26 protein-coding genes are annotated in these 25,736 nt (G+C 73.1%); 11 read left to right on the top strand and 15 right to left on the bottom strand.

The genetic code is table 11. The features are described 5' to 3' along the window. Positions 1 to 236: 236 nt before the first annotated feature. Positions 237 to 590 carry a hypothetical protein gene (locus tag OG802_RS18770; protein WP_329411984.1) on the bottom strand — a complete coding sequence of 118 codons (354 nt, stop codon included), beginning with the start codon at positions 588 to 590 and terminating at the stop codon, positions 237 to 239. Between the two features lie 251 nt (positions 591 to 841). Between OG802_RS18770 and OG802_RS18765 the strand changes: the two genes are divergently transcribed. Continuing rightward, positions 842 to 1,900 (top strand): PucR family transcriptional regulator, encoded by a 1,059-nt coding sequence (locus OG802_RS18765; RefSeq protein ID WP_329411982.1) that lies wholly within the window; start codon positions 842 to 844, stop codon positions 1,898 to 1,900. A gap of 176 nt (positions 1,901 to 2,076) precedes the next feature. Here the strand turns inward: OG802_RS18765 and OG802_RS18760 are convergent, their stop codons facing one another. The 7 genes from OG802_RS18760 to OG802_RS18730 all read right to left on the bottom strand — a co-directional run bounded on the left by OG802_RS18760 (position 2,077) and on the right by OG802_RS18730 (position 8,811). After that, a complete protein-coding gene (locus OG802_RS18760) occupies positions 2,077 to 2,547 on the bottom strand; it encodes a VOC family protein (protein ID WP_329411980.1) in 471 nt (156 codons plus the stop codon). 133 nt (positions 2,548 to 2,680) lie between these two features. Beyond that, on the bottom strand, positions 2,681 to 3,121 hold the full coding sequence (locus OG802_RS18755; protein ID WP_329411978.1) for a Pycsar system effector family protein: 441 nt from the start codon (positions 3,119 to 3,121) through the stop codon (positions 2,681 to 2,683). Positions 3,122 to 3,246: 125 nt separating this feature from the next. Beyond that, on the bottom strand, positions 3,247 to 4,161 hold the full coding sequence (locus OG802_RS18750; RefSeq protein ID WP_329411977.1) for a hypothetical protein: 915 nt from the start codon (positions 4,159 to 4,161) through the stop codon (positions 3,247 to 3,249). Beyond that, complete coding sequence (locus OG802_RS18745; protein ID WP_329411975.1) at positions 4,158 to 6,500, bottom strand: hypothetical protein; 2,343 nt, start codon at positions 6,498 to 6,500, stop codon at positions 4,158 to 4,160. The genes OG802_RS18750 and OG802_RS18745 overlap by 4 nt, the downstream gene beginning before the upstream one ends. After that, on the bottom strand, positions 6,497 to 7,432 hold the full coding sequence (locus OG802_RS18740) for a hypothetical protein (protein WP_329411973.1): 936 nt from the start codon (positions 7,430 to 7,432) through the stop codon (positions 6,497 to 6,499). Before OG802_RS18740 ends, OG802_RS18745 begins: the two co-directional genes overlap by 4 nt. A 125-nt stretch (positions 7,433 to 7,557) precedes the next feature. Then, positions 7,558 to 8,253, bottom strand: coding sequence for a Crp/Fnr family transcriptional regulator (locus OG802_RS18735; RefSeq protein ID WP_329411971.1), 696 nt, complete (start codon positions 8,251 to 8,253; stop codon positions 7,558 to 7,560). Positions 8,254 to 8,487: 234 nt separating this feature from the next. Beyond that, positions 8,488 to 8,811 carry a hypothetical protein gene (locus OG802_RS18730; RefSeq protein WP_329411969.1) on the bottom strand — a complete coding sequence of 108 codons (324 nt, stop codon included), beginning with the start codon at positions 8,809 to 8,811 and terminating at the stop codon, positions 8,488 to 8,490. Between the two features lie 185 nt (positions 8,812 to 8,996). On the opposite strand from OG802_RS18730, the gene OG802_RS18725 reads away from it, so the two are divergent. Beyond that, positions 8,997 to 9,464 carry a DUF5990 family protein gene (locus tag OG802_RS18725; RefSeq protein ID WP_329411967.1) on the top strand — a complete coding sequence of 156 codons (468 nt, stop codon included), beginning with the start codon at positions 8,997 to 8,999 and terminating at the stop codon, positions 9,462 to 9,464. Between the two features lie 37 nt (positions 9,465 to 9,501). Here OG802_RS18725 and OG802_RS18720 read toward each other — a convergent pair whose 3' ends face one another. Beyond that, entirely contained in the window at positions 9,502 to 10,950 is a 1,449-nt protein-coding gene (locus OG802_RS18720; RefSeq protein WP_329411965.1) for a helix-turn-helix domain-containing protein, read from the bottom strand. A 244-nt stretch (positions 10,951 to 11,194) separates the two neighbouring features. Here OG802_RS18720 and OG802_RS18715 point away from each other — a divergent pair, with 244 nt between their 5' ends. Both OG802_RS18715 and OG802_RS18710 read left to right on the top strand, forming a co-directional pair. Then, on the top strand, positions 11,195 to 11,749 hold the full coding sequence (locus tag OG802_RS18715; RefSeq protein WP_329411963.1) for a DUF4232 domain-containing protein: 555 nt from the start codon (positions 11,195 to 11,197) through the stop codon (positions 11,747 to 11,749). A gap of 67 nt (positions 11,750 to 11,816) precedes the next feature. After that, positions 11,817 to 12,185: a hypothetical protein gene (locus OG802_RS18710; RefSeq protein WP_329411961.1), complete on the top strand. Its 369-nt coding sequence runs from the start codon at positions 11,817 to 11,819 to the stop codon at positions 12,183 to 12,185. A gap of 69 nt (positions 12,186 to 12,254) precedes the next feature. Here the strand turns inward: OG802_RS18710 and OG802_RS18705 are convergent, their stop codons facing one another. The 4 genes from OG802_RS18705 to OG802_RS18690 form a co-directional block, all read right to left on the bottom strand. After that, on the bottom strand, positions 12,255 to 13,652 hold the full coding sequence (locus OG802_RS18705; protein WP_443055276.1) for a phosphatase PAP2 family protein: 1,398 nt from the start codon (positions 13,650 to 13,652) through the stop codon (positions 12,255 to 12,257). A gap of 209 nt (positions 13,653 to 13,861) precedes the next feature. Continuing rightward, entirely contained in the window at positions 13,862 to 15,217 is a 1,356-nt protein-coding gene (locus OG802_RS18700) for a hypothetical protein (protein WP_329411959.1), read from the bottom strand. 410 nt (positions 15,218 to 15,627) lie between these two features. After that, the gene (locus OG802_RS18695) at positions 15,628 to 16,164 is read right to left on the bottom strand and encodes an MSMEG_6728 family protein (protein ID WP_329411957.1); all 537 of its coding nucleotides are present in this window, start codon (positions 16,162 to 16,164) and stop codon (positions 15,628 to 15,630) included. 30 nt (positions 16,165 to 16,194) lie between these two features. Then, entirely contained in the window at positions 16,195 to 16,671 is a 477-nt protein-coding gene (locus tag OG802_RS18690) for an SRPBCC family protein (RefSeq protein WP_329411956.1), read from the bottom strand. 249 nt (positions 16,672 to 16,920) lie between these two features. Here OG802_RS18690 and OG802_RS18685 point away from each other — a divergent pair, with 249 nt between their 5' ends. Beyond that, positions 16,921 to 18,126, top strand: coding sequence for a YihY/virulence factor BrkB family protein (locus OG802_RS18685; protein ID WP_329411954.1), 1,206 nt, complete (start codon positions 16,921 to 16,923; stop codon positions 18,124 to 18,126). A 147-nt stretch (positions 18,127 to 18,273) separates the two neighbouring features. Next, a complete protein-coding gene (locus tag OG802_RS18680; RefSeq protein ID WP_329411952.1) occupies positions 18,274 to 18,582 on the top strand; it encodes a hypothetical protein in 309 nt (102 codons plus the stop codon). Positions 18,583 to 18,696: 114 nt separating this feature from the next. On the opposite strand, the gene OG802_RS18675 is transcribed toward OG802_RS18680, so the two are convergent. Then, a complete protein-coding gene (locus OG802_RS18675) occupies positions 18,697 to 19,557 on the bottom strand; it encodes a polysaccharide deacetylase family protein (RefSeq protein WP_329411949.1) in 861 nt (286 codons plus the stop codon). 490 nt (positions 19,558 to 20,047) lie between these two features. Here OG802_RS18675 and OG802_RS18670 point away from each other — a divergent pair, with 490 nt between their 5' ends. The 4 genes from OG802_RS18670 (at position 20,048) to OG802_RS18655 (ending at position 23,457) form a co-directional block, all read left to right on the top strand. Continuing rightward, positions 20,048 to 20,251, top strand: coding sequence for a cold-shock protein (locus OG802_RS18670; RefSeq protein ID WP_030224351.1), 204 nt, complete (start codon positions 20,048 to 20,050; stop codon positions 20,249 to 20,251). A 200-nt stretch (positions 20,252 to 20,451) separates the two neighbouring features. Beyond that, complete coding sequence (locus OG802_RS18665) at positions 20,452 to 21,957, top strand: DEAD/DEAH box helicase (RefSeq protein WP_329411947.1); 1,506 nt, start codon at positions 20,452 to 20,454, stop codon at positions 21,955 to 21,957. A gap of 181 nt (positions 21,958 to 22,138) precedes the next feature. Beyond that, complete coding sequence (locus tag OG802_RS18660) at positions 22,139 to 22,321, top strand: hypothetical protein (protein WP_329417186.1); 183 nt, start codon at positions 22,139 to 22,141, stop codon at positions 22,319 to 22,321. 359 nt (positions 22,322 to 22,680) lie between these two features. Next, positions 22,681 to 23,457, top strand: coding sequence for an SDR family oxidoreductase (locus tag OG802_RS18655; protein WP_329411946.1), 777 nt, complete (start codon positions 22,681 to 22,683; stop codon positions 23,455 to 23,457). Between the two features lie 216 nt (positions 23,458 to 23,673). Here the strand turns inward: OG802_RS18655 and OG802_RS18650 are convergent, their stop codons facing one another. Next, positions 23,674 to 24,720, bottom strand: coding sequence for a medium chain dehydrogenase/reductase family protein (locus OG802_RS18650; RefSeq protein ID WP_329417184.1), 1,047 nt, complete (start codon positions 24,718 to 24,720; stop codon positions 23,674 to 23,676). Positions 24,721 to 24,847: 127 nt separating this feature from the next. On the opposite strand from OG802_RS18650, the gene OG802_RS18645 reads away from it, so the two are divergent. Then, the gene (locus OG802_RS18645) at positions 24,848 to 25,654 is read left to right on the top strand and encodes a TetR/AcrR family transcriptional regulator (RefSeq protein WP_329411944.1); all 807 of its coding nucleotides are present in this window, start codon (positions 24,848 to 24,850) and stop codon (positions 25,652 to 25,654) included. The last annotated feature ends 82 nt before the right edge of the window (positions 25,655 to 25,736 follow it).

Genomic DNA, 25,736 nt, shown 5'->3' with positions numbered 1-25,736 from the left:
GGCATGAGGAAGTTCGTGAGCAAGTTGAGGTGAGGGCGGGTGAAGCGGGCTGAGGCGGGGTGGGCGGGGTGAATGTCGTGACCGCGCGCCCGGGCGGCCCGGCCCGGCCCGGAGGCGCACCGCGGCGACCGCAGGCCCGGCCCGGACGGCGGACCCGGACGCCGCGGTCAGCCGGCGCGACCGAGGCCCCGCGGGACACGCCCCGCGGGACACGCCCCGCGAGTCAGTCGCGCGAGTCAGGTCCCGCGAATCAGGCGGCGCGGCTCGGTCGGGCGGTGGTGCGTGCTCCGGACGGCCCGTGCCGCCCGTCCCGCACCGGTGCGGTCGCCTGCGGTTCCCGCGGCGGTCGCGGACGGCGCGGGGCCGGGTTCAGGGGGGCCGTCGGGTTCGTCGAAGCCCTCGCGTGCGCCGCGCGCCGAGCGGAACACGCCGATCATGACGAGCCCGGTGGCGAACAGAAGCGCCGCGCTGAGCGCGAGCGCCGCCGTGAACGGGAGCGCGGGGCTGGACGCGGGCGCGGTCGTGAACGGAAACCCGGTGGTGAACGGGAACGCGGCGAGGCCGGTGGCCGCTTCCACGAGACTCCGCATGTCCGATCCCCCTCCACCGCACGTCGCTCGGCCGGCGGGGGCACTGCTCCCCTCCGGTTCCGGCCCGGGCACCCTTGCCGGTGCCCGGCACCGGAACCGTCCGCGGTGCTCCCCTGCCGTGATGATGCCGGGCGGCAAGGGATGCCCGCATTGCCGGTTCCCGGCAGCGTTCACTAGGGTCTCGATGCCGGTGGCGGCCGTCAGGCCGTCGGCGAAGGGCCGTGATCGGCGCGGGGGACAACGGGGGCGGCGTGACGGAACACGAGATACCGGATCAGTACCTGGACGGCTACGCCCGCATCCTGGCCGACGCCGCGCGGACCGGCCGCCGCCTCACCCGCGACGAGATCGAGTCCCGTCGCGCCCTCGGGGAGCGGGCCGCGGGCGCGGGCCTGGGACTGCGGGCCCTGGTCGGCGCGCACCTGTCCGCCGCGCGCGCGTCCTGGCCGTCCGTCGCGGGCTCGGCCGACAGCACGCTCGCCGCCGTCCAGCAGGCGATCGACGCGTTCGCCGAGGGCTACGAGCGCGCCCAACTGCTCGCCGTGCGTCAGGAGGAGGCCGCCCGGCGGGAGTTCATCGACGACCTCCTCCACGGCCGCAGCGACCTGGGCCGCCTCGCCGAGCGCGCCGAACGCTTCGGGCTGCGGCTGTCCCACGCCCACGCCGTGGCCGTCGCGCAGGGGCCGACCGCCTACGACGAGGGCGACCCGGTGGCCCGGCAGGTCGAGCGGTCGGTATTCGCCCGCTTCGGCGAACGCAACGCCCTGCTCACCACCAAGGACGGGCGGTTGCTGTGCATCGCGCCCGGCGACCAGGGGGAGGTGCTCACCCACTTCGCGAAGCAGGCGCACGCGGCGACCGACGGCGGACGCGTCGCGATCGGCCGGCCGCAGCCCGGCCCCGGCGGAGTCGTCCAGTCGTACGAGGAGGCGCTCAACACCCTCGAACTGGCTGAGCGCCTGGAACTCGACGACCCCGTCCTGCACGCCGCCGACCTGCTGGTCTACCCCGTCCTCACCCGCGACCGCCAGGCCATGGCCGACCTCGTGCTCGGCGCCCTGGGCCCCCTCACCACGGCCCGCGGCGGCGCCCGGCCCCTCCTCGACACGCTCACCGTCTACTTCGACTCCGGCTGCGTCGCCGCCGAGTCCGCCCGGCGCCTCTCCCTGAGCGTGCGCGCCCTGACCTACCGCCTGGAACGCATCCACAAACTCACCGGCGCCAACCCGGCCGACCCCGCCCAGCGCTACACGCTCCAGACCGCCGTCATCGGCGCCCGCCTGCTGGACTGGCCCCGCAAGGAACTCTGACGCCGGCGGCCGGAACGACGAGCGCGCAACGGGCGAACCGACAGCGCGCGAACCGACAGCACGCGGACCGAGCGGGCGGGAGCCGACCGGGGACGGGCGCCGCGCGGAGACGGGGCCGCACGGGAACGGGCGCCGCACGGAGACGGGGCCGCACAGGAACGGCCGCCGCGCCGCGCTCAGGCCGGGGCGCCGGCGTCCTGCGCGGAGGCCGCGAACGTCTCGGGGCCCTGCTCGGCCGCCGCCGGGTCCATCCACATGACCTGCCAGCCGTGGCCGTCGAGGTCGTAGAAGCTGCGCGAGTACATGAATCCGTGGTCTTCCGCGCCGTCCACCTCGGCGCCCCCGGCCGCGAGCGCGGCGGCGGCGACCTGGTCGACCTCCTCACGGGACGCCACGCTGAAGCAGTACAGCGCCAGCGTGTGCGTGGTGGGATCGGCCAGCGGCAGCTTGGCGAACTCCGCGAACTTCTCGCGGCTGAGCAGCATCACGAAGGCGTGCTCGCCGACCAGCATGCAGGCGGAGGACTCGTCGGCGAACTTCGGGTTGAAGCCGAACCCGAGGTCCGCGAAGAACGCCTTGCTGCGGCCGAGGTCCGCGACGGGAAGGTTCAGGAACAGCATGCGGCCGGGGTGCGCGGGGTTCGTCATGGCGGGTCTCCAGTCGACGTATCGGTGACGTACGCCCTGTAGACCGGGGCGGGCGGCGAAACTCATCGGCGCGCTCCGACGGCGGCCTGCCGGGCCGCGTCCGGTCCGGCAGCGGACCTCGGCCGCGGCGGCGTCACGCCGTGTACAGGGCCGCCGCGAACTGCGGGATCGCCGCGACGAGCAGAATGGTGCCCCGCTCCACCCACCGGTACTTCCTGCGGATGATGTCGCTGGTGACCAGCAGGGAGGCCAGCAAGGGCCCGGCGGGATCACGCGAGGCGCACGCGAAGGCGTGCCTCAGCCGCCGGCTTCCCATGTCCGCCGTGATGTGTCCGAAGTAGCCGGGGCCCGGGACGTCCTGCCGGGTGTCGACACGGTGGCGCGGCATGATGGCGCCCACGAAACAGAGGACGGCCAGGAGCGAGGTCACGACCGCGCTCCACCTCAGAATCGCGGGGCTCGGGGAGGCGCCGATGAACGCGCCGAGTACCGCTCCCGTCACCCCGAGCAGGACGGCCGCCTTCGTGTCGGCCCGTCCGATCTCCGCCCGGTTCGCCGCCATCAGTCGCTCCATCGCCGCCAGCGTCTCCGGACGTCCCGCGTACGGGATGCCGGCAGCCGGGTGCCGGCGACGGCGGAGAGCGGGGTTCGGGTGCCGGTGACGGTGACGCCGCGTCCGCGGAGGTGCGGGCGCGGCCGTCACAGCGCCCTCCCGTTCGCCGCTCCGTCCGGCCCGCCTCCGTGGGTCCACGCATCCTGCTGCTTGGGCACACGGCGTCCGAGAGCGTGGAGACGGTCACGCAACAGCTCGGACAGCTCCTGGCGCTCCTCGTCTGAGAGCTTGCCCAGCAGCACCGCCATCTCGTCCTGCCATGTGGTCTCCTGCCGGATCAGGCTCTGGTTGTGCACGGACCAGTCCAGTACCTGGCTGACCTGATCCGGGTGCCTGAGAAGCCACAGCGCCGCCAGGGAGACAGGACCGTTGCGGACGGCCTCCAGGCAGAACCGGTACTCCTCCCGTCGATCGGCGGTCCACGCGAAGGGCGCCTCGGCCGCACCCGCCCGCCCCAGGCGCACCTCTCCCTCCTCGTCCCGGGCCTGGACGTCCGTGACCCGGTAGGTGAGGCCGACGTCGTCGAGCGGGAACGACGCAGCCAGATGCTGCATCATCACCGAAGCGCTGAGTCCCTGGCCGTCGGCCTCGCAGTCGTCCTCCAGTCGGCGCAGGCGCCGGTTGAGGTCCCTGCGCACGGTGTCCCAGCCGTCCGTGGGCCGGGTCCGTACGACCTGTGCCGGGTCGTGCACCCACCACAGCAGGCGCAGGTCCACCGGCTCCGTCCCGTACGGAGTCGCCAGCGCGACGGGCTGGGTCGCCGAACGCTCCGCCAGGTCGACGTGGAAGGCGCCGTCGTACCGGGCGAAGAGACTCGGTGGCGGGTCGTCGTGCACGGCCGTCCCGCCCCGCTCGCCGGAACCGAGCACGTGGTGGGCGCCGTCCGCGGCCACGAGGACCAGCGTCCGGTCCCGGCGTCCGGACCAGCGTTGCCGAAGGATCTCCCGCCAGGGGGCGTGGGCGGCCCGGGTGCAGACGGGATGGCTTCTTTCGGTTGTCACGGTGTCCTCCCGTGCGGTCGCGTGGGGCGGGTGGCCGGCCCCGGGAACGGCGGCGGTGCGCCATTGCGCCATGCGTTCAGAGCCTGCCGAGCGATGCGCTGACCGACGATGCCGGGATCTCCGGCCCGGTCGATCATGACGAAGAGGCGCAGGACGCCATGGCGCATGTCCTGAGCGAGGGTCTTCAGAAGGGTCTCGACGGCTGCCTTCTGCCGGTCGTCCCAGGCGGCCGCGCGACACCGCACGAGAACGGCTCGGCACATCGGGTCGGACAGCACGTCGTCATCGAGGAGACGGCGGGTCAGGTCGACGATGGGACCCGCGAACTCCCCCTCGCCGCCCAGCTGATCCTGGCACCAGGTGCCCAGGGCCAGCAGGCTGGGGAAGACTTCCAGCGCCAGGCGGGCGACACCGGTGCCTCCGGTCCCGGTCCATTCGATGAGGTGCCGGAAGACCGTCGGTTGATTGCCCGCGGAGAACAGGTTGGACACGGAGCCGCGGACCACCTTCGCGACCGCCTGCTCCTGTTGACTCCCCTCGCCGCGGAAGACGTTGCGCAGCAGCCGCATGGCCTGGTCCGGCCGGGCGACGCCGAATCCGGTCCCGCACGAGCGGGCCACCGTCCAGCGGACCTGCCAACTCGTGTGGACACTCCACTGGACAAGGCGGTACTTGACCTCACCTGCGAGGACGGGATCCTCGGCCGCCATCCCGAGCGCGTAGGCGGCGACGGCCCTGCCGGTGGCTCGGTCCGACCCCGCCAGTTCTCGGATGTGCAGCAGTGCCCTGCGCCCACCGCCCCACCTGGCGGCCATGCCCATGACCCGGCCGACCGGCTCAGTCACGTCGTTCGCCCCGTTGACCTCGCCCATCCACTTCGTCAGAAGAACGGAGAGGCGGCCGTACTCCCGCCATACGTGCTTCAGCACCGCCTCCCCCTGCCGGTGCCGGGTGAACCTCACCGGTTCCACCACGTAGGTGTAGCCGTGCGCCGAGTGGTACTCCCTGGTCCCGTACTCGGCACGCACCGTGCGCAGCAGGTCCTCCAGCGAGCGCCGGAAGACGAAGCGCGGGTTCGGTTGCGCGCCCGGCGAGTGGTTCGCGGACCGGCCCGGCTCGTGCCGGCCCGGTCCGCCGGCCTCCCCGCCGACGCGGGCGCCGGACGGATCGCCGTCGCTCTTCCGCAGGACGGAGTCCAGTTGGCCGTCGGCCATGTCCATGAGGCGCTCTGCCTGTTCGCGCACGATGCGGTGGTCGAGTCCCTCGAACACGCAGGTCGCCAGGAGGAAGGCGAGGCCGTCGGGGTCGTCGCGGAGGCTGTCCAGAAGGCCGGGGATCTCTTCGTCGGCGAGGTAGCTCAGACGGTCGCGGATGTCGCCCGACGTCATCTCCCCGTCGACGGCTCCGATGACCGCGTCGACCAGTTCGCGGACCTGGGCGGGCACGAGCCGGCCGGTGAGCAGTTCGTCCAGCAGGCCGGGTTCCAGGCAGGAGAGCAACCGGTCCCGTTCCGCCGGGTTCGGCACCTCGGCCGCCAGGCGTGCCTCGAACACCGCGCGCGGTGGCGGCGGCGCACAGCGCACAGGGGTGACGTGGAGATCGCGGGAAAGGCTCCGTACGACGACCGGGTCGTCGGGGAGCACGATCACCATGCGGGCGTCGGCGTCGTTCAGCAGACGCCTCAGGTTGCCCACCGTCCCGGGCTTCAGCGGACGGGCCGGTAACAGGCCGTCCACCAGGTATCCGCGGGTATCGGTGTCGGTGGGGCGCCAGGCCGCGAGGTCCTCGTCGTTGTCGACCGCCCGCAAGTGCATGCTGCGTCCCGTGTGGCGGTAGAGCAGGTTCAGTGCGGCCGTCCGGCGGCCCGAGCCCTGCTCACCGGACAGGAACAGCACCCGCCCGTCGAGTTCCGCCAAAGCTGCCGGGAACCACTCCGGTTCGGCGAAGCCGGTCACCGCGTCCAGGATCTCCGGCGCGGAGACCGGCCCCTCGTGAGCCACGAAGCGCGGGCCGCCGCCACCTGGTCCTGGAGAGCCCGCACCGTTGTCCACGCGCTGCCCCCCGCGGACGGAGGCGGTGTTGATGTTGCTGTGCGACGCGTAGATGTAGTACGTGTGCGTCAGCCCGTCGGCGCCCGGGGCCCCCAGCGGTTCGTCGTCGAAGCCTTCGTCGAACGTCCCGTCACTGAACTCCTCGTCGTCCGTGGACTCCCGCGTGACGTCTTCGGAGCGGTCGGCGTTCCCGGCTTTCGAGCCGACCTCGGGCGGCCCGGCGTCCGAGGCGGCGAGGGAGCTCACGTCCAGGCCCGACGGGGCCGGCTCATCGCCGGCCGCGCTCATCGGTGATCCTCGTGCTTGTCACCGTGGACGGTGTCGCCCTGGTTTCCGTGGATCGTGCCCGTCTTGTTGCCGCGGACGTAGTCACCGCCGATGTGGTCGCCACCCCCGTCGACGTTGCTGATGTGCTGACCGCCGTGCACCGTCCCGCTGTTGACGTTGCTGCGGTCGGCCCGCACCACCGACCTCGGCGCGGATGTCGCCTTGCGGCCGGCGTCGCGCCGGCCGTCCTCGCCGGCGGTCCGGGGCTTCTCCTGGTCGTCGATGACCTGGTCGCCGAGGACACGGCGGTCGTACAGGTTGCCGGACGGCGTGGGCACGTAGAGCCAGGCCCGCTGGGCGAACGGTTTGCCCTCGACCGTCGCCGGCACCTCGATGAAGTGGTCCGGATGACGTCCCGTGTACCCGCTCGCCACCACGTCCTGGTAACACCGGTCCGAGAGAATGGCCGCGACCTGCGTCACATGGGCGCTGGAAGCCGCCAGCACGGCTTTCACGGGACGTGAGTCCAGCAGACGGTGGGTGTCGTTGCGCGGTGTGCCGTTGCCGTCGAACTCGTCGCCCGTGTCGGGCAACGGTCCGATGTTGAGGCTGGCCCGCAAGCGGATACGCACCACACCGGCCGAGTTCATGTTGAAGTCCGTCAGCACGTCCTGGAGGGCGGCCAGCCAGGGGTGGACGACGAACGGCATGACCGCGGGATCGAAACCGAACACGTAACCGTCGCCCGTGGAGTCCGGGAACCTCCGGTCCTTCCACACCTCCGCGAGCCCGGCACGTTCCAACGACGCGTTCAGAAGCTCCGGAATCATCCTGCTGATCGACCCGTGCTGAACGGCCGGGTACCCGGTGAAGTCCTTGGCGTCGACGGCCAGGATGCCGCGGTAGGGGGGAAGCGAACGGCTGCGGGCATAGGGCTGGTCGGTACGTGGCACGGGATCTCCTCGCATGGGACGTCGTTCGTCGTGGACAGCTCGAGCCTGCCGGGAAGGGGGGTGACCGTGTGCTCGCGGCGTGCAGAAGCGGCGTGACGCACGCCACACACGCCGGTGCGTTCGCCCTACGTCTCCCCGTCGGCGGTGAGTCGCAGAGCCAGCAGGTCGTCGACGACGATCCGCCTGCGGTCCGCGCGCACACCGCATGACGCCAGGGCGCGCAGTGCGGTGGTGACCGTGTTCCGGGAGACCCCCAGGTGCTGTGCCAGCTCGTGCCGGGTGAGCGCGAGCTCCACAGCGCCCCCCGCGCCGAGCGGGATGGAGGGCTGCGCCGAGATGTCGATCAGGTACACCAGTGCGGCGGCCAACCGGACGCGGATGTCGCCGCCGCCTCGAGCCTCGTCCGACTCCCTCAGCCGCGTGAGGGCATACCTCACGAGCGTGGGGAACAGACCGCGGTCACCGACGAATGACAGGAAGTCCGCCTTGCCCAAAACACCCACGACACACGGCGAGATGGACTCGACGTTCGCCGAGCGGACGCCGTCGTCCAGCACCGCCACCTCCCCGAGCAGCTCACCCGGGCCGCGGAAGGCGAGCAGCGACAGATCACCGCTCCGCTCCCGGCGGATGACCTTGGCCACGCCCGTGACGACGGCGAGCACGTGCGTTCCGGGCTCGCCCTGCCGCAGCAATACGGTGCCCGCCGGGTGCCTCCGTTCGAAGGAACGCTCCAGCAGGTCGGCCCAGACCTCTTCTCCGGTGAAGTCACGAAGGCTTCGCCGTGCCGGCGCCGCCTCCCCTCCTTCGGACTCGGTCACACCATGACCTCGGCCGCCGGACCCGAGGCGGCCATGGCCCGCGCGCTGAAGGTGAGCGGGACGGGACGACCTGGAGAACCCGGCCGGTGTGCCCGCCGATTTCGCTGATGCAGCGTCATGTCGACCATCATGATGGACCGTCAGGGCGGTTCGTGGGGCGTTCACCGCCTCCGTCCGCCTGACGAGCGGCAGCCCCGGGTGTCTGTTCCTGCCGACGTCGGTCGCCGTCTCATGTCACGCGCCACTCAGGATCAGTGCGATCAGGGTGAGTTGAGCACCCCACTGCACCAGTACGGTCCCGGTCCTGGCCCCCGTCCACCGGGTCCGGGGCCACACCAGTGCCAGCAGACCCACCGCGAGAGCGAACCAGAAGCAGCCCTCGAGGGCCTCGTGCGGGACCGTCGAACACTCTTCGCCGTACATCAGGCAGTTGCCGCCGCGAGGGGTGGAGACCACGGCGAGCCACGCCATGACGACGCTCGGCACGAGGAGGACGAGCCCGGCGACGGACCATCCGGTGACGGCGCGGGCTGCGCCGGACTGCGGGGCGGTGTTCATGCCCTCATCCCAGCGCGCCGGCCCGTGCCCGGTGATCCGGTCGTGTACTCAACCCTCCTGAGCGCGCATGCTCAGTACGGCATCCACGATCACCGTCCCGGAGACGGCGCGACGGACCGGGCGACGAGGGGCGGCGAGGGGGGCGGCCACGGGGGGCGGCCACGGGGGGCGGGATGATGGTGGGTATGCGTATTCGCATCGACGCCGTCGATCTGCCCGGTCTCACCCATCCCGGATCCGCCGACGGCGCGGTGCCCGCCCGCGGCAACGTCCATGTCGCCGTCCAGCGGCGGGACCGTCCGGCCGAACTCCTCGACCCGCAGCCCGGCGACGCGCCGTCCGCGACCTGGACCCTGGAGTGCACCGCGAGCACCTCGGCGGACGGCACCGAGGTCAGGGGGCCCTATGTGCAGGACCGGCTGGGGCGGCGGTTCGTCTACCTGTCGTGGGGCACGGTGGACGCGTCGGGCGTCTTCTCGATGTTCCGCCGCGCCAAGCTCATGCTCGACGTCGTCCCCGACGACGTGCTCGCCGCCGCCGCGCGCGAGGGGCTGCTGGTCGGACGCCTGGGCCTGACCGACGCGCGGGGCGGACCCCTGTGCGCGCGGGTCGAGCCGCCGCACATCACCTGGACCGCCGAGCGCGCGGGCTAGCAGCGTCGCCGGGCCGGGTGGCCGCGGTGCGCCGGGCTCAGGCGGTGTCGCCCTCGCCCTGGCCCTCCACCCGCAGCCACTCGGTGCCGCCGAGCAGGTACTCGTGGAGGGGGCGGCCCCGGCTGCCGCTGGTGCGGAAGGGCTTTCCGTGGTCGTCGATGCGGACGGTGCCCTGACGGCCGCCGCTCGACCACTGAAGCTCCACGTACCACCGCACGTCGTGGGCGCTGACGTGGGCGGTGATGTACAGCACCTCGGGATCGGTCCGGCTGACCTTGTAGGGGACGCCTCGCTGGCCGGCCCGCGGCACGATGGCGGGGTGGGCGTCGTCGAGGTCCGTGGCGAACGACCTCGTCTCCACGCCTCCGCCGCAGCCCGAGGAGCCCTCGTACGCGTTCCACGCCGGGGGCGCGCCCGAGTCGACCACGCGGACGTGCAGGGACTCGATGACGACGGTGTCGTCGCCGGTGCCCTGAACGGTCAGGGCGACCCGCTGCCCGTCGGCGGCGACGGCGCCCTGCGACTTCACCCAGCCGGGAACGTCCTGGCCCATCACCGGCGGCGAGACCTGGCCGGGCGGCCGGTCGATCAGGTACCTCGCCTCGCACTGCGGGTCGTCCCAGGCGTAGGTCCGGGTGCTCACCGTCAGCGGAGCCGCGACGTCGCCGTGCGGGGCGCGGCCCGACGGCGTGGCGTCGGCCGTTCCGGGGGACGGGGAGAGGCTCGACGACGAGGCCGACAGGGAGGGCGAGGACGAGGGGGCGGGCGGGGAGGTTTCCGGGACGGTGGAGGCCACGGTCGCGGGGCGTCCGGCGTCGCCCGCGCGGTCTCCCGTCTCCCCGCCCCGCAGGTCGAGGGTGAGCGCGGTGGCCACGGCCAGCGCGAGGGCGGCGCCCGCCGCGATCAGCGCCCATCGTCGGCGGACGTGCCGGAGCAGCCCCGGCGTGGGGCGGGCGGGGAGAGGGACCGGGAGAGGAGTGGTGGGGGTGGCCGACTGCGGGGACGGCTCGGGTGTGGGAGCGGGCGTGGGCGTGGGCGTGTGCGCAGGCGGGTCGACGGGGCCGTTCGCCGCCGTCGGCCCGCTCGGCGTAGTGGAGCCGCTCACCGCCGTCGGCCCGCTCGCCGCCGTCGGGCCGTTCGGGGTGGGCGGGGCCGGCGGGGGGTCTGCTGGGGGCGCCGGGTGGGGGTTCGGGGTGGTGTCCGGGCGGGTGTTCGCGGCGGCGCGACGGGCGCGTTCGCGTGCCGCGTCGGCGAGGACCCAGCGCCGGTGCAGTTCGCCCACCTCTTCGGGAGTCGCCCGGCACACGCGGGCGAAGCGGGCCACGGCCGCGTTGTCGCCCGGCACTCCGGTCCCCTTGCAGTACCGGTGCAGCGTCGAGGTGCTCATGTGCGCGCGTTTCGCCAGGGCCTCGTAACTCAGCCCCGACCGCTGTTTCAACTCGCGCATCAGCGCCGCGAAATCAGCGATCTCTTCGCCCGCCGCCACCGGTCCCCCATTCCGTCCGACATCCCAGGAGGTTCACGTCTTCCCTGGTGAGTGCCCGTTCGCGCGTCCCGGCGTTCCGAACTTCCCCGCGGAACGGGGGACGGGACGCCGCATGGCGCAGGCTTGAGCCATCCAAGCACGGCGCCGCACCGGACACGGTCTCGGCCCGTCCAATCGGCTTTTCCCTGACCGCAGTTCCGGCGTGCCCAGCCGCACGCCGCCTATCGCAGAAAGCAGTTCCTCCATGCGTAACGCCACTCGTCGCCCCGTCTCCCGCACGTCCGCCTCCTCCATGGTCGTCGCCGCCGCCGCTCTGGCGCTGGTCGGCGTCCAGGCCGCCGGGCAGACCGCCGCCGCCGCGACGAACAAGGCCGCCTCGGCGGTCACCTGCACCACGGCCAACACCCGCCTGACCGTCACCGAGGTGGCCCGCCCGCTCAACCACCTGCTGCTCAAGGCCACCAACACGGGCACGAAGCCCTGCTACGCCTTCAGCGCCCCGGACCTGAGGGCCGGCGCCGACGCGCAGGCCGTGATGGCGTGGGCCGACGAGACCACGCCGCAGGCCGTGGTGACGCTCGCGCCCGGCGAGTCCGCCTACGCGGGCGTCCTGACGTACTCCCCCGACGGCGAGGGCGGCGCGACGGAGAAGACCCTGGGCGTCTTCTTCACCGACCGGAACGGCCGCGCGACCGGCGCGGAGAAGACGCTCAACCTGCCGAACGGCGGCGTCTTCTTCAACAGCGCGGCGACCGTCACCTACTGGCAGGACAACGCGGCCGACGCCCTCTCCTGGTAGCGGCGCCGGGCTCCGGCCGGGCGATACGGAACCGTCTGTTCCCTCGGGAGGCGGGCACGCGGTGCTCATGACACTCGCGCGTGCCTATCCGACGGACGCCTCCGGGTGGTGGTTCTACCTGGGAACCCTCGCCTTCTACGCCGTCGTGCGCTGGTTCCTCGCCTGGCGGCAGGCCCGGCGTGACGGGGACCAGCACGCCGTGCGGGCCGCGTTCGCCGAGGAGGACGATCCCGCCCCGTCGATGACGGGCGGGTTCCGCTCCTACCGTCAGTTCTTCGGCTTCGTCGGCAGTGCCGTCGTCGTGGTCGCGGTCGCCGGGCTGACGGCGGGACGGCTGCGCCTCGCCCTGCTGTGGACCGTCGTGCCGGTGCTGATCGCCGCGCTGGCGTACCTGGACTTCCGGCAGGCCCGGAACGCGCGCCCGCGCACCCCGTGACCGGCGCGGGCCCGGGGCTGCTCCCGTGAGGGTGGGGCGGGGGCCGGCCCCGCGGCCCGCGGGCGGGGGTCAGGCCGGTTCGGGCAGCGGCTTGCGTTGGCGGGGCACGGTGGCGGTCGGCTCCCAGGCCGCCGTGGTCCGTACGTAGGCGTAGACGACGGAGACCATGGCCAGGACCAGGAGGGGGCCGTAGAACCACGGGTGCCGGGCCATCTGGAGGGGCAGGAAGCGGTACGACACCAGGAGCGCGGTGAAGACGGCCGCGCCGTGCGTGACGAGCAGGACGCCCGAGCGGTCCCAGCCGCGGTCGTACGCGCGCAGGGCGCCCTCGATCGTGAGCGTGAAGACGACGCCGGCGATCAGGTCGGCGCCGTAGTGGTAGCCGAAGCCGAGGGTCGCCGCGAGGGTCGCGACCAGCCAGAACGCCCCCGCGTACCGCAGCACCCCCGGTCCCTTGCGGGAGTGGATGAAGATCGCGACGGCCCATGCCGTGTGCAGGCTCGGCATGCAGTTGCGGGGGGTGACGCCGTCGAAGGGCATGGGATGCGGGGCGCCGACCGGCGAGAGCGTCTTCGGCCACAGGTCGGCCACCGCCCACTGCACGCTGGGGTGCGACTGCGTCCACAGGCTGACGTCCACCCAGTGCTCGGTGCCGTTGCCGTACGCGAAGAGCGGCCCCACCACCGGGAAGATCATGTAGAAGGCCGGTCCGACCACGCCGATCGCCAGGAAGGTGCGCACCAGATAGTGCTTCGGGAAGCGGCGTTCGGCCGCCACGTTGCGCAGCTGGTAGAGCGCGACGACGACCGCGGCGACCGGCAGCTGGCCGTAGACGAAGTCGAGGAAGTTGAAGCCGACCGAGCCGGTGGCCGTGACGATCCGGCCCATCAGCCAGGACGGGCTGCCCAGGGCGTGGTCGGCGGTCGCCACGTACTGGTCGAGCACCATCGGCCGGGTCTTCGAGGTGATGAGCAGCCAGGTGTCCCCGGTCTTGCGGCCGGCCATCAGCAGCAGGGCCAGTCCGACGCCGTTCAGCAGCAGGACGCGCTCGCGCCCGGTACGACGGGTGACGGCGACCACCGCGCAGCCGAGCGTCACCAGCAGGGCCCCGTTGCCGAAGGGGTGGCCCTCGGTCACCTGTATGCCGGCCGCCCACCGGACGGCGAAGAAGACGAGGTCGATGCCGAGGGCCGCGCCGAGCGCGACGAACCGCTGCCGCCAGGGCAGGACCACCAGCATCAGCGCCATGCTCGCGTACAGCAGGCCGCCCGACTTGGGCGGGAACACCACTTCCCGCACCTGTGCGGTGAGCGGGCCCGGCAGTCCCAGACGGCGTGCGACGAGTTCGAGCGTGACGAGGAATCCGAGGACCACGACGCCCGCCGCGGCCGTCACGGTCACCCGTGGCCGACGCCCGTCGGGGGGCGCACTGCTGCTCTTTATTCGCGCGGACGTCCGCGGTGGCATCGGTATCAAGTCTCTGACCAGTGGTGAGTTCCGGCGGGCTGGGTCGTTCTCCCGCCGAAGGGCGGCTTTGTCCGTGAAGGGCGGGCAGGGGGCGTTCGTCGCGAGATCGAACATGCTATCGGAGCACTGCGCGGCTTTCGCCGAAATGGACAGCATAGAAGAAACCCCCAGGTCATCGACCTGGGGGCAGGAGAGGGCAGGAGGAATGCTCAGGCGGTCGGGTTGACGACGACCTCGGCCGAGTCGTTCGCGCTCTTCGGGTCGAAGTCGCCGGGCACGTCGGTGTGGGTGTGGACGGTGACGTGACCCGTCGCGCCGGGCACGACCCGGTCGATGCGCAGCCGGAACGGGAAGTCGGCCTTCAGGTGCGGCTTGGCCCAGGTCGGCAGGGTGCAGGCGTAGTGGCCGACGGCCGGGTCGTCGCCGGAGGTCCAGGCGCTGTGGCAGGTCGCGGGCACGGACGTGGCGGTGGTGCCCGGCGGGAGGTGGTAGTCGAGCACGGCGACGGGGTCCCCGGAGGCGATGTTGGCGACCCAGGCCGGACCGTGGTTGACGAAGCGGAACCCGGCGGTGACGGTGTCGCCGGCCGCGCCCCTCGCCCGGTCGCCGCGCACGGCGAAGTCGGCGGTGTTGACGGCGTCGACGTGCAGGGCGCGGCCGTTGTCCGAGGAGTCGAGGTCGGTGACGTCGCCGACGGGCTCGACCTCGTAGTCGAACCGGTCGTGCAGCGCATGCCGGGTGACCGCGAGCCGCAGCGGCCCGGGCAGCGACACGGTGGCGCCGGGCGCGACGTCGGTGTCGAAGGTGCAGGTCGCGTAGGTCATGCCCGGGTACTGGGTGTCGGTCCCGTCCGGTCCGGTGTAGGCGCACTGCGGGTAATGGGTGACGACGCCGAGGCCGTACGTCGCCCACATCTTCACACTGAAGCCGTGCGCGGTCTCGTTGCCGGTGTTGGTGACGGCGAACGGCACGGTGAGACGGGTGCCGGGCGCGGCGCCGGTGACGTCCTTCGGGGCGGTGGCGCCGAGGTCGGGACCGGAGCCGACGGTGACGAAGGTCTCGGCGGAGCCCTGCGGGGCCGACAGCGTCCCGTCGGGGCCGCCCGCGGCCTCGGCCGAGTACTCGATCGCGCCCTGTGCTCCCACGGCGGCGCCCGCCACTGCCCGCACCCTCAGGTGCACCTGTGCGTCGTAGCGGACCGGCACCGCCCCGGCGTCGCAGACGGCGACGGCGCCGGAGCCGTCCGGGGCGCAGTTGTCGGGCCAGGCCACCTCGGCGATCCCGGCGAGCCCGGAGACGTCGACGGTCAGCCGGCCGCCGGTCACGGTGTAGAAGTCGTTGTAGTGCGTCAGACCGAGCGCGAGGGAGCGGTACTGCGCCGTGCCGCCGTCGGCCGGGGCGACGGTCACCGACTGCTCGTAGGGCGCCTCTATCGCCAGCTGGTCGCTCTGCGGCTCGTCGTCGGCGAAGGCGACCCCGCCGCCCGGACCGGCGGCGGCGAGCGCGCCCACGGCTGCGGCACAGGCGGCGCGGCGCAGCGCACGCACGACGGAGACAGGACTCATTGCATCCCCCTGGGGAACGGACCGGCCGCGTGACGGACCGGGACGAGGAACGGGTCCCGGCGCGGGGTCCGCCGCCGGGCGCGAATGTGGACGGCCCGTCCCGGCGGAAGGTTGTACGCGGAGGCCGTGCGACGCGTGGTTCTTACCGTCTTCTGGATCACCGAGGAGCGGATCACCGCGGAGCGGATCACCGCGAAAGGGACACGCGAAAGGGACACGCGAAAGGGACACGGCGAGGCGGGCGGGCCCGGCGGCGCAACAGGCGCGACACGGACCGACAGGGGGAGGCCGACCGCCGGGGGCGAGTCGACCGACAGGGGGAGGCCGACCGTCGCAAGCGGGCCGGCCGACATGGGGAGGCCGACCGCCGGGAGCGGGGCAGGACGGGGCGGCTGAAGGGGAGGGGTCGGTCAGCGGGGCCGGCGGGGGATTTCGGGCGGGCCGGCGGGGTCGTCGTGGGCGTCGGCGCGGTCCGAGGCGGGCCAGACGTAGGGGAGGTCGTCGGGTACGTCCGGGAAGAGCGGGGTGTAGACGTCCGGGTCCTTGCGCACCAGCGCCGAGCGGTGGCTGCGGTGGAAGGCGTCCTCGCCGAGCCACGGCGGGAGTTCCCCGGCGGCCGCGAGCCGCTCCTGGTCGCGGGCCGGGGTTCCCGGGGTCGCGGTCGGCGGAAGGGGACGGGACGCCGTGAAGTCCGCGACCAGCGTGGCCGCGCAGGTGTCCTGGTGACCCAGGTCGCACCATGCCCGGCAGATCTCCAGCCCGTACCGCACCAGCGCCTCCTCGTAGCCGGCCCACATGCGCACGGCCGGATGCCTGCGCCACCCGTAGCCGGGCCGGACGAGACCGCGCAGGACCTGGAGCGCCTCGACCCGCTGCTTGCCCAGCCGGCGCCGGTCCAGGACGAGCGCCGAGGCCCTGAAATCGGGATAGGGCAGGAAGGTCTGCATGCCACCGTCCCCTTTCAGAGCCTCGGTCGGTCAGAGGGTGGAGCCGGGGTTCTCCGGACGGATGCGTCCGCGCCAGGCGCCGGTCTCGCCGCCGCCGCCCTCGACGTAGTCCTTGAAGCGGTGGAGGTCTCCCTTGACCCGGCGGTCGATCATGCCGAGCATGTCCGCGCCCTTCTCGGCCATGCCGGAGGGCTCGACGTCCATCACGAGTTCCACCCGCGTGTGGGTGTCGTCCAGCCGCTCGAACCGGACCGAGCCCCGCTGCTGGGTCTCGCCGCCGACGACCCGCCAGGTGATGCGGTCGTCGGGCAGCTGGTCGACGATCTCGGTGTCGAACTCGCGCCGGACCCCGCCGATCTTGGTGGTCCAGTGGTTGTGCCGCTCGTCGAGCTGACGCACCTCCTCGACGCCCTCCATGAAGTTCGGGAACTCCTCGAACTGCGTCCACTGGTTGTAGGCCGTGTGGACGGGCACCTCGACGTCCACCGCATCCTTCACCGTGCTCATGAGCACCTCCTGGTTCGCCGGTCGTCGGCAGCCGGTCGCGATCGCTCGTCGCGATCACCGTCGTGCTCGTGGCCGGCCTGCCGCGTCGTTGTGTTCACGGTCCTTTCGCACGACACCGGGTACCCGCGCCGGCCGGACCGAAGACCCGCACGGACGAACGGCTTCCGGTTTCCGGTGTCCACCGTGACCGAAAATTCCTTATGTCTGAAATGTGGGCATGTGTCGATCCGGGCCGGATACCCGAACGGCATGACACGGACACTGAAGCGGCGCGGGTGGCACGGACGCCACGAGGAGCACGAGGGGCGCGACGCCGCCGCGCGCGAGGACGAGACGGTGCGTGACCGGGCCGCCGAAGGCCCCGGTCACGGGAGCCGGAACCACGACGGGAGCCCGGACGGCGGCGGAGACGGTGGCGGGGACGGCGCCGTCGACGGCGGCCGGGGACGTGACGAAGGGGACGCGGACGTCGTCACCGCCGGGCCGGACGAGGAGGTGGAGCGGCGTGCCCCGGACAGTCCGTCCGACCTGCCCCGGCGCTCGTGGTCGGCGGTGCTGAAGGGCACACTGAAGGAGTTCAAGAAGGACGAGCTGAGCGACCGGGCCGCCGCCCTGACCTACTACTCGATCCTGGCGCTGTTCCCCGCGCTGCTGGCGCTGGTCTCGCTGCTGGGCATCGTCGGGCACTCGGCCACGCAGACGGTCCTGGACAACATCCAGAAGCTGGCCCCCGGCCCGGCGCAGGACGTCCTGCGCAGCGCGGTGCAGCAGATGCAGGGCAAGGGCGGCATCGGCTCGGTCATGGCGATCGTCGGCCTGCTGCTGGCGGTGTGGTCGGCCTCCGGGTACGTCGCGGCGTTCATCCGCAGCGCCAACGCGGTCTACGACGTCCCCGAGGGCCGTCCGGTCTGGAAGGTGCTGCCGGTGCGGGTCGGCGTGACCGTGGCCCTGATGGTGATGGCCGTGATCAGCGCGGTGATCGTCGTCTTCACGGGTGGCCTCGCCCGTCAGGCGGGCACGGCGCTGGGAGTCGGCGACGCGGGGGTGACGGCCTGGTCGATCGCCAAGTGGCCGGTGCTGGTGGTCCTGGTCACCGCCATGATCGCGCTGCTGTACTGGGCGACCCCGAACGCCCGGGTGCGCGGCTTCCGCTGGATCACGCCGGGCAGCTTCCTCGCCCTGCTGATCTGGATGGCCGCCTCCGCCGGGTTCGCGCTGTACGTCGCGAACTTCGCCTCGTACAACAAGACATACGGAACCCTGGCCGGCGTGATCGTGTTCCTGGTGTGGCTGTGGATCACGAACCTGGCGATCCTGCTGGGCCTGGAGTTCGACGCGGAGATGGTGCGTCAGCGGGCCGTCGAGGGCGGTCACCCGGCCGACGACGAGCCCTACGTCCAGCCGCGCGACACCCGCAAGTGGGACGAGGAGGACCGGCGCCGGCTGGCGTCGTGAGGCCGGCCCCGGTCCACGGCCCCGGGCGGGCGGGACACGTTCCGGTGACGGTCGTCCGGCGCGCGGTAGGTCAGGGCCTTCCGGGGTACCGGGGTGCCGACCGGCAGGGACGCCGACCCGGCGGCCCGCTCGCCAGGAAGGGAACCCGTGAGCGCTCATCCTCCTCTCGCCCTCGCGGCGGCGGCTCTCGTCGCCTTCGTGCTGCTGTTGCGCTGGGGGGCCACCCATCGCCCCCGGCAGGGCCGTCACCGCCCTCCGGAGCGGACCGGTCCGGCCACGGCGGCCGGCACGGAGGGCGCGCGCCGTGCGCTGCGCGACGCCGAGCGGCACCTCAGCGCCCACTGGGAGCGCCTCCGCCCCCTCTACCCGCACGTCCACCCGCACGGCCACTCTCACGCCGGCGACACCGCGTCCCACGACACCACGAGCGTCAGCCCGGTGGCCGGTGACCGGTAGCCGGTGACCGGTAGCCGGTGACCGGTAGCCCGTGGCTGGTAGCCGTCAGCCGGTGACCCGTGGGCCGGGCGGTCGAATCATCCGGCGGTCGGCGGTCATCGGGTCAGCGGTCGGCTACAGGTAGTCCTCCAGGCGGGCGACCGTGTAGCCCTGTTCCTGGACGTGGCGCAGGAGGTTGGCTGTCATCTCCGTCATCGTGGTGCCCTTCAGCTCGGACGGTCCGCGGAAGTGGGCCAGGATGACGTCGCCCGGGTGGAGTTTCTTGTCGCCGCGCTGGTACTGCATGTTCGTGATCTGCATGGACTCGCGCCACAGGACGATGCCCTCGATGCCGCAGGACGCGGCGGCCGCCCGGGTGTCCTCGTTGTAGTTGCCGTACGGCGGACGGAACAGCCGGGGCGTGGAGCCGTAATGCTGCTTGAGCTTGTCCTGCTGGCCGCAGATCTCCTGCTTCTGGGCTGACGCGCCCAGCGTGCGCAGGTTCGGATGCGTGAGCGTGTGGTTCTGCACGCCGGCGCCGAGTTTGCGCAGCGGTTCGAAATAGCCGTAGTCGGCGCTGATGGCGGCGTTCGTCAGGAACATCGTGAAGGGGATCTTCAGTTCGCGCATCATCGTGACGAACCGGGGGTCTTTCTCCGCGCCGTCGTCGAACGTGAGGAAGACGATCTTCTGCTCGGTGGGTATCTCGCTGACCACCGGGACCCCGCCGTCGGCGGCTTTGCGTCCCACCGGTTTGACCTTGGGAGGGGCGGGCGGCGCGGCGAGCGGCTTGAGCCCCCACTTGCGGTACGCGGCCCGGACGGCGTCCCGTGCCGCAGCGCCCGCCTCGCCCCGCGCGGCCCGGGTGGGCGAGGCGGAGCGGCCCGGTGCGGCGGAGCCGGAGTCGGAGGCCGCCGAGGATTCGGCCGTGCAGCCGGTGGCCAGTCCCGCCATGAGAAGGAGACAGGCCGCCGCCGTCTTGATCCGCCTGTCCACCGCGCGCCCACCCCGAGTCGTCCGAACGTCAGTCTGTCCGACTTGCTTGACGCCGAACTGATGTCCGAGGTTCCACGCCCTGGCCTGCGGATCCGCCCGCCGGAACCCCGCCGACCAGGGGATGTGTCCTTCGTCTCGGCGGCGGCAGCGGCGCCGCTCGGGAACGCGTCGGCCACGGCCCGCGAAACCGGGCCCCGGCACGGCATCGGGGCAGGTCACGGCTCCGCATCGGCGGCGGTCGCCCAGGACACCGCACCCACGACGGCGGAATATCTACGTCCGCGGCAGGAGAAATAGTCGTGGCGCGCGACGGTTATTCCCTCGGGCGGAACTGGGTCGGAATTATTTTTCGTCCGGCCGTAATGACGCCGTGCTAGTGTCGAGACCAGTTGCAGTTGTGGTTGCCTTGAGGTTTTCCGACGGGTTGATCATCACGGCGACCGGAGTACGCACAGGGCGAACTCCGAGCACCGTCCCGAAGGAGACAGTTATGGCAACCGGCACCGTGAAGTGGTTCAACGCGGAAAAGGGCTTCGGCTTCATCGAGCAGGACGGCGGCGGCGCTGACGTCTTCGCCCACTACTCGAACATCGCCGCCCAGGGCTTCCGCGAGCTCCAGGAAGGCCAGAAGGTGTCGTTCGACATCGCGCAGGGCCAGAAGGGCCCGACGGCCGAGAACATCGTCCCCGCCTGACACAGGGCGCTGACGCATACTTCTGCAGCTGGGGCCCGCACCTTGGGGTGCGGGCCCCGGCTGTTGCATTTCCGGGTGTTTTCCCTCCCCGTCCGCCGGTACTCCGGCCCCCGTTTTTCGGCTCGTTCCCGCGATTTTCTGCGCTGTTCAACTCGCTGCGGAATTCCTTGGCACGTGCCCGTATCAAGGAAGGTTTCTTCATGAACCGTGCGCAGAAAACCCGCACTTATGACCGTTTCGGAAGCTCGGCAGGCAGCCGTTTCGGCGGCTCCCGCCGCTCCTCCGGCCCCGGCCGCCGGCCGTCCGCCCCGCAGGGCGAATTCGCGCTGCCGAAGACGGTCACCCCGTCGCTGCCCGCCGTCGAGGCGTTCGCCGACCTCGGTCTGCCGGCCCCGCTGCTGGCCGAGCTCGGCCAGCAGGGCGTGAGCGTGCCGTTCCCGATCCAGGCGGCGACCCTGCCCAACTCGCTGGCCGGCCGCGACGTGCTCGGCCGCGGCCGCACCGGCTCGGGCAAGACCCTCGCCTTCGGCCTCGCGGTGCTGGCCCGCACGGAGGGCCTGCGCGCCGAGCCCCGGCGGCCGCTCGCGCTCGTCCTCGTGCCCACCCGCGAACTCGCCCAGCAGGTCACCGACGCGCTGACCCCGTACGCCCGCTCCGTGCGGCTGCGGCTGGCCACCGTCGTCGGCGGCATGCCGATCGGCCGGCAGGCGAGCGCGCTGCGCAACGGCTCGGAGATCGTCGTCGCGACGCCCGGACGGCTCAAGGACCTCATCGACCGCGGCGACTGCGTCCTCGACGACGTCGCCGTCACCGTCCTCGACGAGGCCGACCAGATGGCCGACATGGGCTTCATGCCCCAGGTCACCGCGCTGCTCGACCAGGTGCGCCCGGAGGGGCAGCGGATGCTGTTCTCCGCCACCCTGGACCGCAACGTCGACCTGCTCGTCCGCCGCTACCTCAGCGACCCGGTGGTGCACTCCGTCGACCCGTCGGCCGGCGCGGTCACCACTATGGAGCACCACGTGCTCCACGTGCACGACGCGGACAAGCACCGCACCACCACCGAGATCGCGGCGCGCGACGGCCGGGTGATCATGTTCCTGGACACCAAGCACGCGGTGGACCGGCTGACCACGCACCTGCTGAACAGCGGCGTGCGCGCGGCGGCCCTGCACGGCGGCAAGTCCCAGCCGCAGCGCACCCGCACGCTCGCCCAGTTCAAGACCGGGCACGTCACGGTGCTGGTGGCGACCAACGTCGCCGCGCGCGGCATCCACGTCGACAACCTCGACCTCGTCGTCAACGTCGACCCGCCCAGCGACCACAAGGACTACCTGCACCGCGGCGGACGCACCGCCCGGGCGGGCGAGTCCGGCAGCGTCGTCACCCTGGTGACCCCCGGCCAGCGGCGCGGCATGACCCGGCTGATGGCCACGGCCGGCATCTCCCCGCACGTCACCCCGGTGCGTTCGGGCGAGGCCGAGCTGAACCGCATCACCGGCGCCCAGACGCCGTCCGGCGTCCCGGTCGTCATCGCCGCGCCGCCGGCCGCGAAGCGCCCCCGGCGCGCCGGGTCCTCGTCGTCGGCGTCGTCGGCCTCCTCGTCGTCCCCGGGCTACCGGGGCCGGCGCGGCACGGGCCGGCCCGACCGCGCGCCGGACCGCCGCGGAAGCGCCCGGCGCCCCGTCGCCGGACCGGCGGCCTGAGACGTTCCACCCCGCCCCCGGCCGGTGCGCACCTGCGCACCGGCCGGGGGCGGCGCGTATCCACCCACTTCGGCAGGAGGCATCTTTGACACCGGTTCGCACGCGACAGCACCGGGCGGATTCCGCTCTCGCGACCAGGGCCCACGGCGTGGAGCCGTCCGGGCCCCGGGTGCTCGACGACATGACCGTCGAGGTGGCCCTCTCCCTGATGGCCGGCGCGGGAGTCGAGTACCTCGTGCTGTGCGACGGGGACGACCAGTGCACGGGCGCGGTCAGCCGCGCCGGCCTCACCGTCTTCCGGGAGTCCCCCGCGTACACGGACCGGGTCCGACTGCGCGACGTCCCCGGTTCCCGGGCCGTCTGAGCCCCGCCCCACCGCACGGCCGCCCCACCGCACGGCCGGCCGGCCGACGGACCGCCGGTCGGTCGCGGCCGGGCGGCGGGCAGTCGGCCGCCCCGGAGCCTCCGCGCCGCGTGCCGTCCCGACGAGGGAGGCCGTGGCCGGCGAGACGCTCGAACCGGTCCTCCCGACCGCCGTCCGGCGGCTTCCGCCGCGGCAGCGGGCGGCCGTGATCCCTCCTGAAGTCCCCCGCGTCCGCGCCGGTTTCGCGACGCCGGCGCCGACCGGCGATCCGGGGCCCCGCGAGCGATGAGTTTTCGCGGCTGCGGCGGTCCTGTCAGGTGACGGGCGCACAGGGCGCCCCGGCCGAGGGGCGAATGAGCATGGCGCAGAGCCTGGAGAACAAGGTCGCGGTCGTCTACGGCGGGGCGGGATCGCTCGGCGCGGGGGTGGCGAGGGCGTACGCGGCGGCGGGGGCGCGGGTGTTCCTCGCCGGCCGCACGGAGGAGACGCTGCGCAGGGCCGCCGCCGAGACCGGCGCGGAGTACGACGTGCTGGACGCGCGGGACGAGCACGCCGTCGAGGCCCACGCCACGTCCGTCGTCGAACGGGCCGGACGGCTCGACGTCTCCTTCAACCTCGTGCCGCGCGGCGACCTCCAGGGCGTGCCGCTGACCGAGATGTCGGTCGAGGACTACACCCGGCCGGTCGTGCAGGGCCTCGCGTGCCAGTTCGTCACCGCCCGCGCGGCGGCCCGCCGCATGTCGGCGCAGGGGTCGGGCGTGATCCTCGCCCTGAACAGCGGGTCGGCCAACGGCACCCCGATGCTGGGCGGAACCGGCGCGGCCGACGGCGCGCTGGACGCGCTGATCCGCCAGCTCGCCCAGGAGGCCGGGCCGGCCGGCGTGCGGGTCTGCGGGATCTGGACCGCCGGCGTCGTCGACACCCTGACCCCCGAGAAGCTGACGGCCGCGGGCGCGCCGGCCGCCGACGAGGCCGCGGTCAACGGCATCCGCGCCCACCTGGACGGCCTGCGGATGACGAAGCGCTCGCCGCGCATCGCGGACATCGCCGCGCTGGCGACGTTCCTCGCCTCCGACGCGGGCGTCGCGATCACGGGCACCTGGGTCAACGCCACCGCCGGGATGTTCCCCAGCTGACCGGGGTGCGGCGGCCCGTCCCGCGGGACGGGAGGCGCGGCCGCCCGTCCCACCGCGCACCCCTCGGCCGGCAGACCTCGGGGGCTGACCTCGGTGGCCGTCCTCAGGGGCTGTCCTCGGTGGGCCGTCCTCGGCCGGCCGTCGTCGCCGGTCGTGGAGCCGGGCTTCGCGCCCGTGGCGCGGGCCGCCGTCGGCGTGGGGCGTCGGTCCGTCGCCCTACGGGGTGAGCAGGACCTTGCCCGCGACCGTGCCGGACTCGGCCAGGCGCAGGGCCTCGGCGACGTCGGCGAGCGGGTAGCGGGCCGCGATCCTCGGGGTGACGTCGCCCCGCCCCAGCGCCGCGAAGAGCGCGGCGAGGTCGGCGCGCAGCCGGGCCCGGAAGCGGTTCCCGGACAGGGCGCGGCCCGCCCAGACGTTGAAGAAGCAGGCGCTGCGGCGATTGGGCAATGCGTTCCACAGCCACAGCCGGCCGAGCAGCTTGAGCACCGGCAACCGCGCGGAGCCCTCGGCGTCCCGCGTGGAGGCGGTGCCGTACGAGACGAGTGTGCCGCCGGGCGCGAGCAGCTTCCAGGAGTCGACGACGCCCGGACCGCCGACGTGGTCGAAGACGGCGTCCACGCCTGCGGGTGCGAGGGCGCGCACGCGGGCGGCGACGTTCCCGGCGCGGTGGTCGACGGGGGTGACCCCCTGCTCCCGCAGGGCTTCGTGGTGGCGGGCCGACGCGGTGCCGATCACGTGTGCGCCGGCCGCCCGGGCGAGCTGGACGAGGATCGAGCCGACACCCCCGTTGGCGCCGTGCACCAGGACGGTCTGCCCGGCGCGCACCCGCGCCCTGCGGTGCAGCATCTGCCAGGCGGTGACGCCGTTGAGGACCAGCGTCTCGGCGTCGGACGGGTCGATGCCGTCGGGCACCGGCACGGCGTCGGCCGCGTCGACGAGCACATGGCTGGCCCAGGCGCCGACCTTGACCAGGGCCGCCACCCTCGCGCCGGTCAGGTCGGCGGGGACGCCCGCGCCGGTCGCCCGGACCGTGCCCACCAGGTCGTAGCCGGGCACGAAGGGGAACGGCGGCTGGTCGTAGTACCGGCCGCGGCGCATCTGCTGCTCGGCGAAGGAGACGCCGGTCGCCTCCATCTCGACCAGGACCTGGCCGGGGCCGGGGGCGGGGACCTGCCCGCGCCGTATCTCCAGGCCGTCGGGCTCGACCTTGCCCGGCAGGACGATCTCGACGAGTTCCTCGGCGGTGTTCACGACGGCCTCCAGCGGTTCACGGCCACAGCCGGTTAGCTGTGATTGCGTTCGTTAGAAGTTGTAACTCACCGCTCGAGTCAGTGTCAATAACGTTCGTGATAGCCTCTAACTGTTCTGAAGAGGAAGGCTGCGGCACACCATGGCGGAGACGGGCACGAGCACCCCGCGCGAGCGCTACCGGGCCCAGGTCCGCGCGGAGATCAAGCAGCGGGCGTGGGAGCAGATCGCCACGGCGGGGGCGTCCGGGCTCTCCCTCAACGCCATCGCCAAGCAGATGGGGCTCAGCGGGCCGGCGCTGTACCGGTACTTCGCCGGGCGCGACGAGCTGATCACCGCGCTCATCAGGGACGCCTACCGCAGCCTCGCCGACGCCTTCCGCACGGCCTCGGCCGCCGGGACCGGCCTCACCGGGGCGGCGCACACGCTGCGCGCCTGGGCCCTGGCCGACCCCCAGCGGTACTTCCTCGTCTACGGGACACCGGTGTCGGGCTACCACGCGCCCGACGACGTCACCGCGCTCGCGGCCGAGATCATGACGAGCCTGCTCGACGCGAGCGTCGAAGCGACGGCTCACGACGATCCGGCTCACGACGGTCCGGCTCCCGCGCCGGGCGGCCCGGCCGACTCCGGCGACGACCCCGCGACCGGGTTCACCGCACGGCTGGAGGGCCTCGGCCGGCAGTGGGCGGACGGCCACCCCGCCCCGCCCGCCGCACTGCGCCGGGCCCTGGCCTTCTGGACCCGGCTGCACGGCGTCCTGTCCCTGGAACTCGCGGGCCACTTCACCGGCATGGGCTTCGACCCCGCCCACCTCTTCACCGCGGAACTCGCCACCCTGACCGACCGGGAGGACGGGGACCGGGAGGGCGGGAGCCGGGAGGACGGGGACCGCAAGGGCGGCGGCACAGGACACGGCGGCCCGGAGGACGACCGCCGGTCCGGCTGACCGGCCCCGGCCGGTCCCGACCCGCACCGCGGAACGCCCCCGCACCGCGGAACGGCGGTGTGCCCCGGCCCTCCACGGGCCG

This window comes from Streptomyces sp. NBC_00704, assembly GCF_036226605.1.
GTDB lineage: Bacteria > Actinomycetota > Actinomycetes > Streptomycetales > Streptomycetaceae > Streptomyces.
The sequence above is the reverse complement of the archived record's forward strand: the minus strand, read 5'-3'. Positions and strand labels throughout refer to the sequence as shown.